14 protein-coding genes are annotated in these 17213 nt (G+C 42.1%); all 14 read left to right on the forward strand.

Annotated features, from left to right (window positions below):
• The first annotated feature begins 1 nt into the window (after nt 1).
• The 14 genes from AAEO50_RS08475 to spoVE all read left to right on the forward strand — a co-directional run bounded on the left by AAEO50_RS08475 (nt 2) and on the right by spoVE (nt 16896).
• Complete coding sequence (locus AAEO50_RS08475) at nt 2-1543, forward strand: acyl-CoA carboxylase subunit beta (RefSeq protein ID WP_341982473.1); 1542 nt, start codon at nt 2-4, stop codon at nt 1541-1543.
• 146 nt (nt 1544-1689) lie between these two features.
• Nucleotides 1690-2586: a 2-dehydropantoate 2-reductase gene (locus AAEO50_RS08480; RefSeq protein ID WP_341982475.1), complete on the forward strand. Its 897-nt coding sequence runs from the start codon at nt 1690-1692 to the stop codon at nt 2584-2586.
• 1 nt (nt 2587) lies between these two features.
• On the forward strand, nt 2588-2974 hold the full coding sequence (locus AAEO50_RS08485; protein WP_341982477.1) for a DUF3397 domain-containing protein: 387 nt from the start codon (nt 2588-2590) through the stop codon (nt 2972-2974).
• Nucleotides 2975-3069: 95 nt separating this feature from the next.
• A complete protein-coding gene (gene bshC, locus AAEO50_RS08490) occupies nt 3070-4689 on the forward strand; it encodes a bacillithiol biosynthesis cysteine-adding enzyme BshC (protein WP_341982479.1) in 1620 nt (539 codons plus the stop codon).
• Between the two features lie 280 nt (nt 4690-4969).
• Nucleotides 4970-5401: a division/cell wall cluster transcriptional repressor MraZ gene (gene mraZ / locus AAEO50_RS08495; RefSeq protein WP_341982606.1), complete on the forward strand. Its 432-nt coding sequence runs from the start codon at nt 4970-4972 to the stop codon at nt 5399-5401.
• Between the two features lie 37 nt (nt 5402-5438).
• The gene (gene rsmH, locus AAEO50_RS08500; protein ID WP_341982481.1) at nt 5439-6374 is read left to right on the forward strand and encodes a 16S rRNA (cytosine(1402)-N(4))-methyltransferase RsmH; all 936 of its coding nucleotides are present in this window, start codon (nt 5439-5441) and stop codon (nt 6372-6374) included.
• A gap of 52 nt (nt 6375-6426) precedes the next feature.
• Nucleotides 6427-6795 carry a cell division protein FtsL gene (gene ftsL, locus AAEO50_RS08505; protein WP_341982483.1) on the forward strand — a complete coding sequence of 123 codons (369 nt, stop codon included), beginning with the start codon at nt 6427-6429 and terminating at the stop codon, nt 6793-6795.
• The gene (locus tag AAEO50_RS08510) at nt 6795-9002 is read left to right on the forward strand and encodes a penicillin-binding protein (RefSeq protein ID WP_341982485.1); all 2208 of its coding nucleotides are present in this window, start codon (nt 6795-6797) and stop codon (nt 9000-9002) included. The genes ftsL and AAEO50_RS08510 overlap by 1 nt, the downstream gene beginning before the upstream one ends.
• 268 nt (nt 9003-9270) lie before the next feature.
• Complete coding sequence (locus tag AAEO50_RS08515; protein WP_341982486.1) at nt 9271-11187, forward strand: stage V sporulation protein D; 1917 nt, start codon at nt 9271-9273, stop codon at nt 11185-11187.
• A gap of 289 nt (nt 11188-11476) precedes the next feature.
• Complete coding sequence (locus tag AAEO50_RS08520; RefSeq protein ID WP_341982488.1) at nt 11477-12937, forward strand: UDP-N-acetylmuramoyl-L-alanyl-D-glutamate--2,6-diaminopimelate ligase; 1461 nt, start codon at nt 11477-11479, stop codon at nt 12935-12937.
• A gap of 2 nt (nt 12938-12939) precedes the next feature.
• Nucleotides 12940-13356 (forward strand): hypothetical protein, encoded by a 417-nt coding sequence (locus AAEO50_RS08525; protein WP_341982490.1) that lies wholly within the window; start codon nt 12940-12942, stop codon nt 13354-13356.
• A gap of 1 nt (nt 13357) precedes the next feature.
• Nucleotides 13358-14332, forward strand: a complete 975-nt coding sequence (mraY, locus tag AAEO50_RS08530) for a phospho-N-acetylmuramoyl-pentapeptide-transferase (protein ID WP_341982492.1) — start codon at nt 13358-13360, stop codon at nt 14330-14332.
• Nucleotides 14333-15682: a UDP-N-acetylmuramoyl-L-alanine--D-glutamate ligase gene (gene murD / locus AAEO50_RS08535; protein WP_341982494.1), complete on the forward strand. Its 1350-nt coding sequence runs from the start codon at nt 14333-14335 to the stop codon at nt 15680-15682.
• Between the two features lie 113 nt (nt 15683-15795).
• Entirely contained in the window at nt 15796-16896 is a 1101-nt protein-coding gene (spoVE, locus tag AAEO50_RS08540; RefSeq protein WP_341982496.1) for a stage V sporulation protein E, read from the forward strand.
• Nucleotides 16897-17213: the final 317 nt, after the last annotated feature.

Genomic DNA, 17213 nt, shown 5'->3' on the forward strand with positions numbered 1-17213 from the left:
TATGACTGCATCTAAAACATTCATAGATACACTCAATGAAACAAAAGAAAGAATAAGTGCCGGCGGACAGCCGAAATATCATGAAAAATTAAAAGAACAAAACAAAATGTTCGTTCGAGATCGTCTTCAGCTCTTATTTGATAATGGAGATTATCAGGAAGACGGTATGTTTGCTAACAACAAAGCCGATGATTTACCAGCTGATGGAGTCGTTACAGCCATCGGGAAAGTAGGTGGACAAACAGTCTGCGTCATGGCAAATGACTCTACCGTAAAAGCTGGCTCTTGGGGTGCACGTACGGTAGAAAAAATTATTCGTATTCAAGAAACCGCTTTACGTTTACAAGTCCCTATTTTTTATTTAGTGGATTCTGCGGGTGCACGCATTACCGATCAGCTTGAAATGTTTCCAAATCGCAGAGGCGCAGGAAAGATCTTTCATAATCAAGTGAAAATGTCCGGCATGGTGCCTCAAATTTGTGTGCTTTTCGGACCATCCGCTGCAGGAGGAGCCTATATACCGGCTTTCTGTGATATTGTCATCATGGTTGACGGGAATGCTTCCATGTATCTCGGCTCTCCTCGAATGGCAGAGAAGGTAATAGGGGAAAAAGTGACGCTTGAAGAAATGGGCGGAGCAAGAATGCACTGTACAGTAAGCGGCTGCGGTGACCTGTTGGCTGCATCAGAAGAAGAAGCGATTGAAGAGGCAAAAAGATACCTGGGTTATTTCCCTGCAAATTACAAAGAAAAGCCTTCTGTGATAGATGGGATGGCGCCAAAGACAGAAAAACTGCTGGAGGATATCATCCCGCAGCATCAAAATGCTCCATTCGATATGTATGAGGGTATAAACACATTGATTGACGAAGGAAGCTTCTTCGAAATGAAGAAATTATTTGCACCTGAGCTGATTACAGGTTTTGGCCGTATGGACGGGAAAGTGGTAGGTATCATTGCCAACCAGCCAAAAGTAAAAGGCGGCGTTTTGTTCCACGATTCTGCAGATAAAGGGGCTAAATTCATTCAGCTTTGTGATGCTTTCCATATTCCTTTGCTTTTCCTCGCTGATGTTCCAGGTTTCATGATTGGAACAAAAGTGGAGAGAGCGGGGATCATCCGGCATGGAGCCAAGCTTATTGCTGCTATGAGTTCTGCGACTGTACCTAAAATCTCTGTGATTGTAAGGAAAGCATATGGAGCTGGATTATATGCAATGGCAGGCCCTGCTTTCGATCCGGATGTCTGTATTGCCCTTCCTACTGCGCAAATAGCCGTCATGGGACCGGAAGCTGCAGTGAACGCAGTTTATTCGAATAAGATACAGGCGATTGAAGATCCGAAAGAAAGAATAAAGTATGTTCAAGAGAAACAACAAGAATATAAAGAACATATTGATATTTACAAATTGGCTTCAGAGTTAATCGTCGATGAAATTACAGCTCCTAATGAGCTGCGTTCTGTTTTGATCGAACGTTTTAAATTATATGAGACGAAAGAAGTCCAGTTCAGTGAAAGAAAGCATCCGGTTTATCCAGTTTAGAAAAATTCTAGCAGACTTGTTCCTGTTCATTTTCAGGAACAGGTCTTTTTTATTCAATCATTCTTTTTGCCCATAGTTTTCTGCTGGGGAAAAATTTGCTAAACTATGAATAGTACATATCAATTCGCTTTTATGAAGGAGAAGTCATGAAAATTGGAATTATCGGGGGAGGGGCTATCGGGCTTTTATTCGCCTCTTATTTAGGCGAAAAGTTTGATATCACCATTCTTGTGAGAAGAGAAGAACAATTACATTTGATTAACCGGCATGGTGTCACTCTCCGGGAAGGTGACAGCTCAATGACTGCTTGTGTACATAGTGAAATCGTTTCAGAAAGCAAGATGGAGTTCCATTTAATCATTATCGCGGTGAAAGAATATGATCTTGATCCGATTCTTGGGATGTTAAATGAAACTGAGACTCAAATCCCATTACTTTTTTTGCAGAATGGCATCGGGCATATAGACCGGGTCAAAAAGCTGCCTCACCAAACCCTTCTTGCAGGTTCGGTGGAACATGGAGCGTTAAAAGAAAATGATCACACGGTAATCCATCTTGGTATAGGCAAGACAAATCTTGCTTTTGTTAGAGGAGAATCGAATAGAGTAGAAGAATTATTAATACAACAGATAGAAAAATTTCCGTTTCTTCTTCAAGACGACCATTTAGAAATGCTTTTAAAAAAACTGTTTATTAATGTCTTGATTAATCCTCTTACTGCCATTGCTGGAGTGAAGAATGGAAGATTACCGGAAAATCCGCACTTCCTTCAGATTCAACATAATTTATTCGAAGAACTGCTAATCCTTTTTCCTCACATGCAGGATCTCATACACTTCCAGGAGATAATGGACATTTGTTATAGCACTTCTGCCAATCGTTCTTCCATGCTGAAGGATATAGAAGAATATAGAAAAACAGAGATTGAAACCATATTGGGAGCTTTAATAATGAAGGCTGAACAAGAACACCATTTTTTACCCATCATGAAGACACTTTACGAATTAGTTAAAGGAATTGAAAGAGAAGGTCAGGGGGGGTAAAATGGCTTCCATTTTTTCTACGGTCATAGCCATATTTGTCATAATTCCATTCTTGGGGTATTTCATCAGCTTTATCATTGCAAAGGAAGTAATGAAGAACCACCGGAAAGCTGTTCATCTCGCGATTGATGTGACAACTTTTTTACTGATGGTTTCCGTCCATTTCATTGTGCTCGCCATATGGGATACCTCTTATTTATGGTTGATTTTCTTATGCGTTTGCTGCGTCGGATTAATATTTGCTGTTCTATATTGGAGATCAAAGGGGGAAATTCACTACCCTAAGGTGATAAGGGGTGTATGGAGAATTAATTTTCTGCTGTTTTTTGCAGCTTATATTACTTTGATGATAACAGGTTTGATACTCAGAATAATTGAACTGAACTAGGTCTTCTCATGCAGGCAGTTTTTTTCCTTTTCATAAAGTGAAATGTTATACTCATCGATAGGAAATAATGAGTCAGAAAAGGAGTAGTAGTTCATATGGAATTGGAAAATCTGAATATTCCTGCAATCAACCAGTTTGCTTCCCTATATATAAATCAGAAGGACCCTGTGACTTCTTTTTTTCACTATAATATAAATCAGCCTGATGTCTATTCACAGCGATTGGGAGATTTGACGCTTCGTGATTTTCCGCGTGAAGAGCTCACCGACTGTATTGCTTCCTATATGAGGGGTTTGCCATCTGCAGATAAGGTGGAGAAATCTTTAACGAAATTAAGATCAGGTGCAGTAACCATAGTAGCGGGTCAGCAGGCCGGTCTATTGACGGGGCCTTTATACACCATACATAAGATTATTTCGATCATCAAGCTGGCACAGCAGCAGGAGAAAGCATTGAACCATCCTGTGGTGCCTGTATTTTGGATTGCCGGAGAAGATCATGATTACCAGGAAGTAAATCACATTTATCTCGAAAAAGAGAACAAAATGGAAAAGACGGGATATCCCGAAAGAGTTCTCGAAAAGAAAATGACTTCTGATATTTCATTCGATAAACGTATGATGAAGGAATGGGTCAATGAAATCATCAAGAGTCTTGGTGAAACCGGACATACGAATAAACTCGCAGGAGAGTTGAACGAGATGATCGATGAACAGGATGATCTTGTAAGGTTCTTTGCTCATTTCGTGATGCATCTCTTCAAGGAATTTGGTTTATTGGTGATAGATTCTTCATACCCTCCATTAAGGAGACTAGAAAAGAATCACTTTCATCATCTGATCGAAAGCAGTCAAAGTATCACAAATGCAGTTCTCGAGCAGCAGGAAGAAATTAAAAACTGCGGTTTTTCTACACAACTCGAAATTTCCCCTGAAGCAGCGAACTTATTTATTACAATAAATAATGAGCGCGCATTATTAGAAAGAGAAGGATTCGACTTTAAAGACAAGAATACCGGAAGAACTTTCCCTTGCAGTGAATTACTGACGATGCTTGAAAAAACACCCGAACAATTCAGTAATAATGTAGTAACAAGGCCAATGATGCAGGAATGGTTGTTTCCGACCCTTGCTTTTATTGGGGGTCCTGGTGAAATCGCCTATTGGGGTGAATTAAAAAAAGCCTTCGAATATGCAGGTTTGAAGATTCCCCCAGTGGTTCCCAGAATGAGTATCACCTTGCTTGAAAGAGAAGTGGAGAAAAAAATGACCCACCTCGGCCTGACATTGCCACATGTGTTAATAGAAGGTGTCGCTGACAAACGTGAGAAGTACTGGAATTCGATAAAAGTACCGACTTTAGAGAGGGAAATTGCCGAGCTCGAACACTTGCTTCAACAAAAGTACAAAGATATCCGTGATAAATCCGAACGTATCGACCCGGGAATGAATCAGATAGTGGATAAAAACTTATCCATTCACCTTCATCAATTTGATTACTTAAGGAAGAGGGCGGATAAAGCGCTGAGAGATAAACATGACAAGACGTTCTCTGACTTTGCAAAAGTAGAAAACTTTCTCCGTCCCATCGGCGGACCGCAGGAGAGAACCTGGAACACCCTTTATTTCCTGAACAAATACGGAGAAAGCTTCATCCACGACTTGCTCTCCCTACCACTGGAATTTGATGGGACTCATAAGGTTGTTTATTTGTAATTAAGACTTTTCACGCTTTTATAAGGCCTAATTATAAGCTTTAAAAACTGCGGTATTCAGCGAGGAAATATTATAGTAAGGACTTCTTTCGAAATAAAAGACGAAAGAAGTCCTTTTTGTGTGCTTAAAAGACAAATTTTTCTCCCCTGCACTGTCAGGAAAAGGGAGAAAAAGGCTAAAAAAACTTGAAGGAAATATTTTATAAAAAGAGAATTTATAAAACAGTGGAGAAAAGTGGGGGGATGTGGTACATTTGTGTTAGAAAGTGGGGGCAGTGCATATGTTCATGGGCGAATATCAACATAACATTGATAATAAAGGCCGTTTAATAGTGCCTGCCAAGTTCCGCGATTCTTTAGGCGAGTCATTTGTCATCACCCGTGGATTAGACCAATGTTTATTTGGCTATCCCATGGATGAATGGCGGGCGCTCGAGGAAAAGCTGAAAGCTTTACCACTTACAAAGAAAGATGCCCGGGCCTTTACGCGCTTCTTCTTTTCTGGAGCAACAGAAAGTGAATTGGATAAGACAGGGAGAATCAACATTCCTGCGACCCTTGTCAATTACGCACAGCTGGATAAAGAATGCATCGTCCTTGGAGTTTCCAATCGGATTGAGATTTGGAGTAAGGCTTTATGGGAAGACTACTTCACAGAGTCTGAAGATTCTTTTGCAGAACTTGCAGAGAATATGATAGGATTTGATATTTAAAAGATCAAAAACGTTCGATTGGAAAGGTGTCGTCAGCATGTTTAAACATACAACAGTTTTATTGAAGGAAACAGTAGATGGATTGGATATTAAAGAAGATGGTATTTACGTGGATTGTACACTAGGCGGTGCTGGGCATAGTGAGTACCTGCTGAGCCAATTGTCCGAGGAAGGCCATCTCTATTGCTTTGATCAGGATGAAACCGCAATTAACCACGCAAAAGAGAAACTCTCATCCTATCATGGGAAGGTAACGTTCGTTCAATCAAATTTTCGTCATTTAAAAGAAGAGCTACTGCAGCTTGGAGTACATAATGTTGATGGGATCCTATACGATCTTGGGGTGTCATCACCCCAGCTTGATACACCTGAAAGGGGATTCAGCTATCATCACGATGCACCGCTTGATATGAGAATGGACCTTGAAGCCGATACTTCGGCATATGAAGTGGTTAACCAATGGGCATTTGAAGACCTTGTACGGATCTTTTACCGATATGGTGAAGAGAAATTTTCAAAGCAAATCGCGAGAAAAATTGAAGCTGCCCGTGAGTTGAAACCGATTGAAACGACAGGGGAGCTTGTTGAATTAATAAAAGACGGAATTCCTGCCCCTGCCCGAAGAAAGGGAGGCCATCCTGCAAAAAGAGTGTTTCAAGCTATTCGGATAGCGGTGAATGATGAACTTGGTGCTTTTGAAGATTCTCTTGAGCAGGCGATAGACATACTTGCAAAAGGTGGAAGGGTCAGCGTCATCACGTTCCACTCATTGGAAGACCGCATGTGTAAAACGATGTTTAAAGAGAAAGCAGCCGGACCTGAATTACCTCCTGGGCTCCCGATTATTCCAAAGGAATACGAACCTGTATTGAAACTTATTACAAGAAAGCCGATATTACCAAGTGAGGAAGAACTGTCAGAAAATAATCGAGCAAGATCAGCAAAGTTAAGAATTGCAGAAAAAAATAGATAAAGGCTATTTTCAAAAAGAGCCTTGATAAAAAAGGAAACGGGAGGGAGAAACAATGAGTAACTTAGCGAGAAATTATGAAAGGCAGCACGCCGATCAAACGAATCAATCTGTCCAGGTGAATCCTCAGCCCCTTAGAAAAGAGCAGAGGTCTGTCATCACACCCGGGGAAAAGATTCTTGTCGCGGTTTTTGCTGTAGTGTTTTGCTTCTTGGCTGTACAGATCGTACAGACCCAAGCTGCTGTCTATGACGTAAACAAAGAAGTACAAGTGATGGAAACAGCAGTTGAAAAACAGGAAAAGGCAAATAACGACCTTAAGCTGCAAATCAGTGAGTTAAGCACATACGAGCGTATTTTGGAAAAAGCAAAAGAACTTGGACTTAACTTACAAGAAAAGAACGTGAAGGTTGTTGAACAATAATGAAAAAAAGACCAAGTATGAACATAGGGGCAGCCATCCTTTTCGGGATTTTCGGCTTGCTCTTTTTTATATTGATGGTTCGCTTTGTTACGATTCAAGTAACGGGTGAGGCCGAGGGGAAAGTTCTTGCTTCCCAGGCTGCAGAAAAATATATTAAAAGCCGGATTCTTGAAGCCCATAGGGGGACCATTTACGACCAAAAAGGGGAAGTCATCGCCGAAGACACTTCAGCATATACATTGGTAGCTGTCCTCAGCCCAACGGTGACCAGCGATCCGGAAAACCCAAAGCATGTTACCGATCCTGAAAAAACGGCAAAAGCTCTTTCAGGATTCATCGACATGAAGGAAAGTGAAATATATAAGAAATTAACCTCAGATGGTGCTTATCAGGTTGAATTTGGTTCAGCCGGACGTGCACTTTCTCACCAATTAATGCTCGATATCAAAGAAGAAAAACTTCCCGGGATAACCTTCAGGAAAGAAGCCAAAAGGTTTTATCCAAATGGTACGTTTGCTTCACATTTAATCGGATTTGCTCAAAAAACGACTTCAGATTCGGGCCAGACTGAAACGACTGGTAAGATGGGCATTGAAAATAGCTTCAATGATCTATTAAGCGGGAAAAACGGCAATGTAGAATATAAAAGTGATGTCTGGGGCTATTTGCTTCCCAATGCAGAAGAACATGTCACCCCTCCACAGGACGGGAAGGATATTTATTTAACGATTGACAAAAAAATACAGACGTTTCTCGAAGAAGCGATGAACCAAGTTCAAAAACAGTATAAACCGAAGAAAATGTTTGCGATTGTAGCGGATCCCAAAACTGGGAAAATCCTTGCGATGACACAACGTCCGACCTTTCATCCCGATACAAGGGCAGGGCTTGAGGATAATTGGACAAATACGATCGTGGAAGAAACAATCGAACCGGGGTCGACGATGAAGTCATTCTCCCTCGCAGCTGCAGTGAATGAAGGGAAGTTCAATCCAAATGAAGCATATCAGTCAGGAACTTATAAGGTGGACAATGTCCCAAACCCCATTCGTGACCATAATGGCGGGGATGGCTGGGGTTCGATCTCTTTTCTCGAAGGAGTTCAACGCTCGTCGAATGTAGCTTTCGCGTATCTGTTGGACCGGATTGGATTTGAAAAGTTTGAAGGATATTTACATGATTTTGGTTTCGGGGAACCGACCAACGTCGGCCTGCCGCATGAGGCATCGGGATCCATTCTCTATCATTATCCAATTGAAAAATATACAACCATCTTTGGTCAGGGAACTACTGTGACACCGCTACAAATGATCCAGGCAGAATCTGCAATTGCGAATGACGGAAAAATGATGAAGCCTTATGTTATATCAAAAGTGGTGGATTCGAATACCAAAGAGGTTGTAAAAGAAACCAAGCCTGAAGTGGTGGGAACCCCCATTACAAAGGAAACAGCTGAGAAAACAAGAAAGTATTTAGAGTCGACCGTGACATCTGAGGATGGAACAGGAAAAAGGTTTGCAATTGATGGATACAGTGTGGCAGGAAAGTCTGGAACCGCGCAAATACCTGATCCTGAAACCGGGGGATATAAATATGGAAAAGAGAATTATCTATTTTCATTTATGGGGATGGCACCTGCGGATAATCCGCAGCTGATCGTCTATGTGGGAGTGCAGGAGCCAGAATTGAAAGTGACGGAGATCGGATCGGATCCAGTATCGGATATCTTTAAACCAGTCATGCAAAACAGTTTGAAATATTTAAATATTAAACCTCAGGAAAAAGTGAGCCTGAAAAAAGAACAAATTCCTGATCTATCTGGCATGGGGGTTGAAAAAGCGAAGTCGGCGATAGAAAAATCCGGAGCTGAACCTGTAGTTGTGGGTAACGGTTCAGAGGTGACCCGGCAATTGCCCCAACCAGGAAGTGAATTGCTTGAAGGCGGGAAAGTGATTATCAGAACAGATGGAGACATCACCATTCCTGATATGAAGGGTTGGTCAATAAGAGATGTCTTTAAAATTGCGAACATTGCCGGGTTAAAAATAAATATGGTCGGTAATGGATTTGCGGTCAGTCAAAACATACAGCCTGATTCTCCTGTAAATGAGAATGAACCTCTTGTTGTAAACTTTAAAACGCCAGAAGAACAATTACAGAGGGAAAAGGAGAAAGAAGTCTCTGAAGAAGAAAGGCCATTGAATTAAACAACTAACCATGAAGGTGGACAATTCAATGTGTTCAATCCATACCCCGCAGGTAAGTCTGCAGAGGGTAAGGGATGAATGCAAGATGAAGTGTCCCCCTTCTTTTTTTGCCTGCTTTTCTAAAAGATTGTTACTTTACCCTAATCGGCCTTACACTTTTCATTCATCGATACCAAGAGATGGATGAGCCTGAAACTCGGTAAAGAGACACATACCCATCTGTGTCCAAGCATATAATGGAACGAGGCATAGAAGGGGAGGTCCATTTGTGAAAAGAGTATCGAATGTTACGGTAAGGAAAAGATTAGCGATCGCTCTGATTGTGGGAGTATTGATATTTTCTGTCATTGATTTGAGGCTTGGATATGTACAGTTTTTCATGGGGGATATGCTGACAAGCCGTGCCAAAGATTCCTGGAGCCGGAATATTCCTTTCCAGCCTGAGCGGGGAAAAATAGTTGACAGGAACGGGGTGGAGCTGGCAAGCAATCAAAGTGCGCCGACTATTTTTGTCGTTCCAAGACAAATCAATGACCCTCAAGATACCGCCGAGAAACTGGCGCCCGTTCTTAATATTTCAGTAGAAACTGCATATAAATATGTAACACAGCAAGCGAGTATGGTTTTAATAAAAGAAGCGAGAAAAATATCATATGATAAAGCGAAGGAAGTCAGAGACCTAAACCTCAAAGGGGTTTATCTTGGGGAGGACTCCAAGAGATATTATCCATATGGAAGCTATCTCTCTCATGTGCTGGGGTTTGCAGGAATCGATAACCAGGGGCTTATGGGACTTGAACTGTCATACGATAAGGAACTGACCGGCGATAAGGGATACGTCAAGTTTTTCTCCGATGCAAAAGGGAAAAGGATGGGAGATATGGCGGATGATTTTGAAGATCCCGAGAATGGGCTGGATCTAAAGCTGACAATCGATACGAAGGTTCAGACAATCGTAGAAAGGGAGCTGGATATCGCTCAGGCTACCTATAATCCTGACGGCATGATCGCTATTGCGATGAATCCTAAAAATGGTGAAATATTAGCGATGGCGAGCCGTCCTACATTTGATCCTGCAAATTTCCGAAATGTCCCACAGGAAATTTATAACCGCAACCTGCCTATCTGGAGTACGTATGAACCTGGTTCTACCTTTAAAATTATTACACTGGCTGCAGCTCTTGAAGAGAAGAAGGTAGATTTATATAAAGAAAAGTTTCATGATTCTGGTCATGTCGAAGTCGCAGGATCTACCCTCCACTGCTGGAAAAGAGGAGGGCATGGGACACAGACCTTCCTCGAAGTTGTTCAGAACTCGTGCAACCCCGGGTTTGTGGAACTTGGGGAGCGGCTTGGCAAGGAAACGTTGTTTAAATACATCAAAGATTTCGGGTTCGGTCAAAAAACAGGAATCGATCTGCAAGGTGAAGGGAAAGGGATTCTATTTAATTTAGATCGTGTCGGTCCGGTGGAACAGGCGACCACCGCTTTTGGTCAGGGTGTAGCCGTAACCCCTATCCAACAAGTAGCAGCCGTCTCTGCAGCTGTTAATGGAGGTATCCTGTATCAGCCATTTATTGCGAAAGAGCTGATCGATCCTGAAACCAATGAAGTGGTAATGAGGAAGTCACCACAGATGAAACAAAGAGTGATTTCTGAAGAAACATCAAAACAAATAAGGGAAGCGCTCGAAAGTGTGGTTGCACAAGGTACAGGTGGAAATGCTTTTGTAGATGGTTACAGAGTAGGGGGGAAAACCGGGACTGCCCAAAAAGCCAAGGATGGAAAGTATTTGGAGAATAATCATATTGTTTCATTCATGGGTGTTGCACCGGCTGATGATCCAGAGATTGTAGTGTATGTTGCGGTTGACAATCCTAAAGGCACTATCCAATTTGGTGGAGTGGTAGCTGCCCCAATCGCCGGCAGTATCATTGGGGATAGTTTGGTAGCGATGGGTGTGCCGAAAAGAAAGGATCAAATTGAGAAGAAAATGAAATGGGATGACATCCCGCTGATTGAAACGCCTGATTTAATCGGATTATCAAAAAAAGAACTGCAGCAGCAATTGGTCAATTTAAACCTTGATATCAGCGGCAGCGGAGAAAAGGTAGTGAATCAGTCGCCAGATCCTGGTGTGAAAATAAAACAGGGATCAACGATCCGGGTTTATTTATCCGAATAAACGGGAAAAGGAGTTTTCTTGAACAAAAAAGCGGAAGGGCACTGCTCAGAGGCGGTTTGGCTTATGACATGGGCCTCTAAGCCTGCAGCTGGACAGTGAAAACCCCTCAACATTTTTAGAGGAGGCTCACGGTTCACCCGCTGAAAGCGAAGTCTTGCACGGAAATCAACAGTGGTGTTTAACAAAACAGCCAAGAAATTGTGAACTAAGTTAAAAGGTTGATAGCTTTCAAGTCTATTTTTATGTAAAATATAAAAAGGTTGCTTTCTACCTGTGAGGAGTTGAAATGATGAGATTGCACACTTTGCTGGAAGTACTGCCGTTTTATAAAGTACATGGTGAAGGAAATCCAGCTATTTCAAACATCGCTAATCACCATAAGAAAGTAAGGAATGGTGACTTATTTATCTGCATTCAGGGTTTGGAGGTTGATAGTCATTCTTTGGCCCATGTTGCAGAGATGAATGGTGCAGCTGCTATTCTTGCAGAAAGGAAAGTAGATGTTCACATACCCGTAATACTTGTACCGGATACTAAAAAGGCCATGGCTGTCCTTTCAGATTATTTCTATAAACAGCCTTCACATCAATTATTGCTGGTGGGTGTGACTGGAACGAATGGTAAGACGACAACGACTCATCTGATCGATCAGGTATTTACCGGTAACGGAATAAAGACCGGTCTTATCGGAACGATGCATATTAAAGCAGGTGACGAGCTTGAGGTAAGTCATAATACGACGCCAGACAGTTTGACCTTGCAGCAGACGTTCTACCGCTTTTGTGAGAAAGGAATCACTTCGGCGATCATGGAAGTTTCCTCACATGCCCTGGATCAGGGTAGGGTTCACGGTTGTGATTATGATATTGCCGTTTTCACAAATTTATCGCAGGATCATCTGGATTACCATCGCTCAATGGATGAGTATCGGAATGCGAAAGGCTTATTGTTCTCTCAATTAGGAAATACTTATTTTAAAAAATCGCCTAAATATGCCATTATCAATAAGGATGATGGTGCAGCTGAATATCTTATCAAGTCAACTGCAGCTCATGTCTTCACATATGGGTTATCACCGGAAGCGGATTTTTATGCTAAGGACTTACAGTTAAGATCTTCGGAATCGTCCTTTAGGCTGGTCAGTCCATTCGGGGAAAAGGATGTGGTCCTTAGCTATGCAGGAAAGTTTAATGTTTACAATGCATTAGCCGCCGTTGCTGCAGCTTCTGCCGCCGGCATCCCCGTCGATCAAAGTGTTAAGTACCTGGAGAAAGCACAGGGAGTCAGAGGGAGATTTGAATCAGTGGCTGAAGGCCAGCCTTTCTCTGTGATCATCGACTATGCCCATACTCCGGACGGCTTGAAAAACGTCCTGGAAACCATTCAATCCATTACAAAAGGAAAGATTATCGTTGTAGTCGGCTGCGGTGGTGACCGCGATAAAATCAAACGTCCCATCATGGCTGAAATTGCTTGTGATTATGGAGATTTTGCCATCTTCACTTCTGATAATCCACGAACGGAAGATCCGATGGATATATTGAAAGATATGGAAGTTGGAGTAGTCGGTAAACAATACAAGCTGATTGAAGATCGTAAAGACGCGATAAAAGATGCAATTTTTCAGGCGAAAGAAGGGGACGTGGTGCTCATTGCCGGTAAAGGACATGAAACCTATCAAATAATCGGGCATGATGTTCATGATTTTGATGACCGAGAAGTTGCGAAACAAATCATAAGGGAGATGTAGTCATGCTCTTTTATGATGACGTAAAAAAGTTATTTTCTGAAACACGGGGAGTCGGGCTGCCCGGGGTAGGATTTCTATCAGTTTCCTCCTTGCCCGATGTAAGTTTGGAAAAGGGCTTATATATTCCATTGGACTCTCATGAGAAGCTATTTGAGAGCATTCATAACGGTGCGATCGCTTCTTTATGGAAAAGAAGCGAAAAGATTCCTTTATTCGTACCGAATCATTTTCCATTATTTATTGTGGAAGATGTCCATTCTGCTTATCGCGAACTTATACATTTTTACAAACAACAAAACAATCAAGAAAAGTGGGAAATTATGACGAAGTTTATATGTAATAATGAAGCTGATTTAATGAAAACAGTTGATGCAGAGAGTTTGAAAGATTTAAACGCGAAGAAGAAAGGGGGGGAATAAAGTGCTGGAACAAGTTATCTTTTTTACAATCCTAATGGCATTTCTGATCACTGTACTTCTGGCGCCAGTTTTTATCCCCTTCTTGCGAAGATTGAAGTTTGGTCAGAGTATCAGAGATGAAGGGCCTGAATCACACCAAAAGAAAACAGGTACACCAACCATGGGCGGAATTGTATTTCTGGTTTCAATCGTCATCACGACATTTGTCATGACAGGCAAATATTCAGAACCGGGACCGGAAACATATTTATTGCTTCTCGTTACAGTTGGATTTGGCTTGCTTGGATTTTTGGACGACTTCATTAAAGTTGTCATGAAACGTAACCTTGGATTAACCTCCAAGCAGAAATTACTGGGACAGATCGTCATCTCTGTTATTTTCTATTTCGTTTTTATTCAAAATGACTTTTCTACTACGGTATCTATCCCCTTGACGGACGTTTCATTCGACCTTGGGTGGTTTTATGTATTGTTTATTATTTTCTGGCTTGTCGGCTTTTCGAATGCCGTTAATCTTACAGATGGGCTGGATGGGTTGGTATCCGGTACGTCAGCGATTGCCTTCGGTGCCCTGGCTGTGCTTGCATGGAATCTCGGTCAATATGATGTGGCGATCTTTGGTGTAGCTGTGGTCGGAGCAGTCCTTGGCTTTTTGGTGTTTAACGCACATCCCGCCAAAGTGTTTATGGGGGATACAGGTTCACTTGCACTTGGCGGGGCAATCGCTGCGATTGCCATTTTATCGAAATTAGAGATAATCTTAATATTGATCGGTGGAGTATTCGTCATTGAAACATTGTCAGTTATTTTACAGGTTGCCTCTTTTAAAACGACTGGAAAACGAATCTTCAAAATGAGTCCTCTCCACCATCACTACGAGCTAGTTGGCTGGTCTGAATGGAGAGTCGTCGTAACATTTTGGACGATTGGTTTACTTTTTGCTGTATTAGGAATCTATATAGAGGTGTGGTTATAATTGAAGAATATTACGAAGTTTAAACATAAAAAAGTTCTTGTATTAGGGTTAGCGAAGAGCGGAGTAAGTGCCGCTTCATTACTACATAAACTCGAAGCTTTTGTAACAGTGAATGATCAAAAGCCTTTATCGGAAAATCCTGAGGCCCAAAGCCTGCTTCAGGAAGGAATCAAGGTGATATGCGGAAGCCATCCGATTGAGTTGCTGGATGAAGGCTTTGAGTATGTCGTGAAAAATCCGGGGATTCCTTATCATAATCCTTTAATTAAAAGAGCCATTGAAAAAGGGATACCTGTCCTTACCGAGGTGGAACTCGCTTATTTAGTATCAGAAGCAGAGATGATCGGAATTACGGGGACGAATGGTAAAACGACGACAACCACCTTGCTTTATGAAATCCTTCAGGAAGGCAGGCAGCAGCCCCTTATTGCAGGTAATATCGGTACAGTGGCATCAGAAGTGGCACAAACAGCGAAAAAAGATGAAAAAATGGTAGTGGAATTATCGTCCTTCCAATTGATGGGGATCGATGAATTTTCCCCTCATATTGCCATCATCACGAATTTATATGATGCACATCTGGATTATCACGGTGATATTAATGAGTATTGGAAAGCGAAAGCCAATATTACAATGAATCAAACAGAAGAAGATTATTTGATCATCAATCATGATCAGGAGCATCTTCGAGATGTCGTCGAATTCACCAAGGCCTCGATTATTCCATTTTCCACTACAGAGGAAGTGGAAAGCGGTGCATATATAAAAGACGGGTCAATCTATTTTAAGCAGGATTGCATCGGTGAATTAGCTTCTGTTGTATTACCTGGGGAGCATAACCTCGAAAACATCCTGTGTGCAGTCGCGGCTTCGAAATTATATGGAGTTTCAAATGACAGTATCATGAAGGTGCTGGGAACTTTTACAGGAGTGAAACACCGTACTCAATTTGTAAAAGAAATGAACGAACGGAAATTTTATAACGATTCGAAAGCGACTAATATCCTGGCGACGAAAAGTGCGCTCAATGCCTTTAACGGTCCTACTATTTTATTGGCAGGTGGATTGGACAGAGGGAACGATTTCGATGATCTGATTCCTCACCTGAAAAATGTCAAGCTCCTGATTACATTCGGAGAAACAGCTGACAAATTAAATGAAACCGGTCAGAAGGCAGGGATACAAACCATCATACGTGTCGATAATGTTGAAAAGGCAGTGCCGGTCGCTTACGAACATTCAGAAGAGGGGGATGTGATCCTGCTGTCACCTGCTTGTGCAAGCTGGGATCAGTATAGAACTTTTGAAGAACGCGGTGACATTTTTATTAAAGCTGTGCATAGTCTTTAATAAGGGCTTGTCATAGGAAGCAGCATAACTTACACAACTAGAAAGGCAATCAAGAAGCGGAACAGTATGTATTGCTTGGAGCGGCTCAAATACGACTATTCGAGGTGTTAAGATTGCCTTTAAAAAAATCGACTCCCGATTTTATCCTTATCATAGTCACCCTTACACTTTTGGCGGTGGGCTTGATTATGGTATACAGTGCAAGTGCGGTATGGGCGGATTATAAATTCGATGACTCATTTTTCTTTGCCAAAAGACAATTGCTTTTTGCAGCTGTAGGAGTCTTTGCCATGTTCTTTATTATGAATGTTGAATATTGGACGTGGAAAAGCTGGGCGAAAGTCCTTATCATCATCTGTTTTGTCCTGCTTGTTCTGGTGTTGATACCGGGAATCGGTGTTTTAAGAAACGGATCACGCAGCTGGATTGGTGTCGGGGCTTTTTCCATCCAGCCTTCAGAATTCATGAAGCTGGCAATGATTGCTTTCCTGGCTAAATACTTATCTGAGAATCAGCGATATATCACCTCCTTCAGAAAAGGGGTTTTGCCGCCTTTACTGTTGGTTTTCACAGCGTTTGGCATGATTATGCTCCAGCCTGATTTAGGGACAGGTACAGTAATGGTCGGTACTTGTGTGGTGATGATTTTCATATCTGGAGCAAGGGTCATGCACTTTGCATGGATGGGGATCGCTGGATTGGCAGGGTTTGCTGCATTGGTTCTCTCAGCGCCTTACAGGATAAAACGGATCACCTCATTCCTTGACCCCTGGGAGGACCCATTGAACAGCGGTTTTCAAATCATACAATCATTGTATGCGATTGGTCCAGGGGGATTATTCGGATTAGGGCTGGGTGAGAGCAGGCAGAAATTTTTCTATCTGCCCGAACCCCAAAATGATTTTATTTTCGCCATTTTGGCTGAAGAATTGGGCTTTATCGGAGGAACGTTTGTTCTTCTTCTCTTTTCACTCGTCTTGTGGAGGGGAATACGCATAGCGCTCGGGGCACCCGATTTATTCGGAAGTTTCCTTGCGGTCGGGATCGTCTCGATGATAGCCATTCAAGTCATGATAAATGTCGGAGTCGTCACGGGGATGATGCCGGTAACGGGGATCACACTCCCCTTCCTCAGCTACGGGGGATCCTCACTGACCCTCATGCTTTTAGCTGTAGGTGTCTTATTGAACATAAGCCGCTATTCAAGAAATTAACAAAAAAAAAGATTGGCTTTCTCTTCATTCAGCGTCAGGATAAACTGACTGAGTGACTTGGAAACCAATCTTTTTTTAATATTTCAAGATACCACCTGTTTAAGGTTTTACAAGCTTATTGTTGTTTAAACCAGTTCTAGCTGTTGATTGGAGTGCAAGACGAAGACTCCTGCGGGAAAAGCGAGACAGGTGAGACCCCGCAGGAGCAAAGCGACGAGGAGGCTCACCGTCCGCCCGCGGAAAGCGAAGTCTTGCACGGAAATCAACAGCGGCGTTTAAAAGAATCAACTCATAAGTGAAAAAAGCACTATTAAGCA

It is taken from the genome of Rossellomorea oryzaecorticis, from assembly GCF_038405515.1.
Lineage (GTDB): Bacteria > Bacillota > Bacilli > Bacillales > Bacillaceae_B > Rossellomorea > Rossellomorea oryzaecorticis_A.

Bases quoted from the DNA above. Each gene is read 5' to 3' on its own strand.
- rsmH (WP_341982481.1), top strand. From the start codon at position 5,439: ATGTTTAAACATACAACAGTTTTATTGAAGGAAACAGTAGATGGATTG.
- mraZ (WP_341982606.1), top strand. From the start codon at position 4,970: ATGTTCATGGGCGAATATCAACATAACATTGATAATAAAGGCCGTTTA.
- AAEO50_RS08525 (WP_341982490.1), top strand. From the start codon at position 12,940: ATGCTCTTTTATGATGACGTAAAAAAGTTATTTTCTGAAACACGGGGA.
- AAEO50_RS08480 (WP_341982475.1), top strand. From the start codon at position 1,690: ATGAAAATTGGAATTATCGGGGGAGGGGCTATCGGGCTTTTATTCGCC.
- AAEO50_RS08520 (WP_341982488.1), top strand. From the start codon at position 11,477: ATGAGATTGCACACTTTGCTGGAAGTACTGCCGTTTTATAAAGTACAT.
- ftsL (WP_341982483.1), top strand. From the start codon at position 6,427: ATGAGTAACTTAGCGAGAAATTATGAAAGGCAGCACGCCGATCAAACG.
- bshC (WP_341982479.1), top strand. From the start codon at position 3,070: ATGGAATTGGAAAATCTGAATATTCCTGCAATCAACCAGTTTGCTTCC.
- AAEO50_RS08485 (WP_341982477.1), top strand. From the start codon at position 2,588: ATGGCTTCCATTTTTTCTACGGTCATAGCCATATTTGTCATAATTCCA.
- AAEO50_RS08510 (WP_341982485.1), top strand. From the start codon at position 6,795: ATGAAAAAAAGACCAAGTATGAACATAGGGGCAGCCATCCTTTTCGGG.
- AAEO50_RS08475 (WP_341982473.1), top strand. From the start codon at position 2: ATGACTGCATCTAAAACATTCATAGATACACTCAATGAAACAAAAGAA.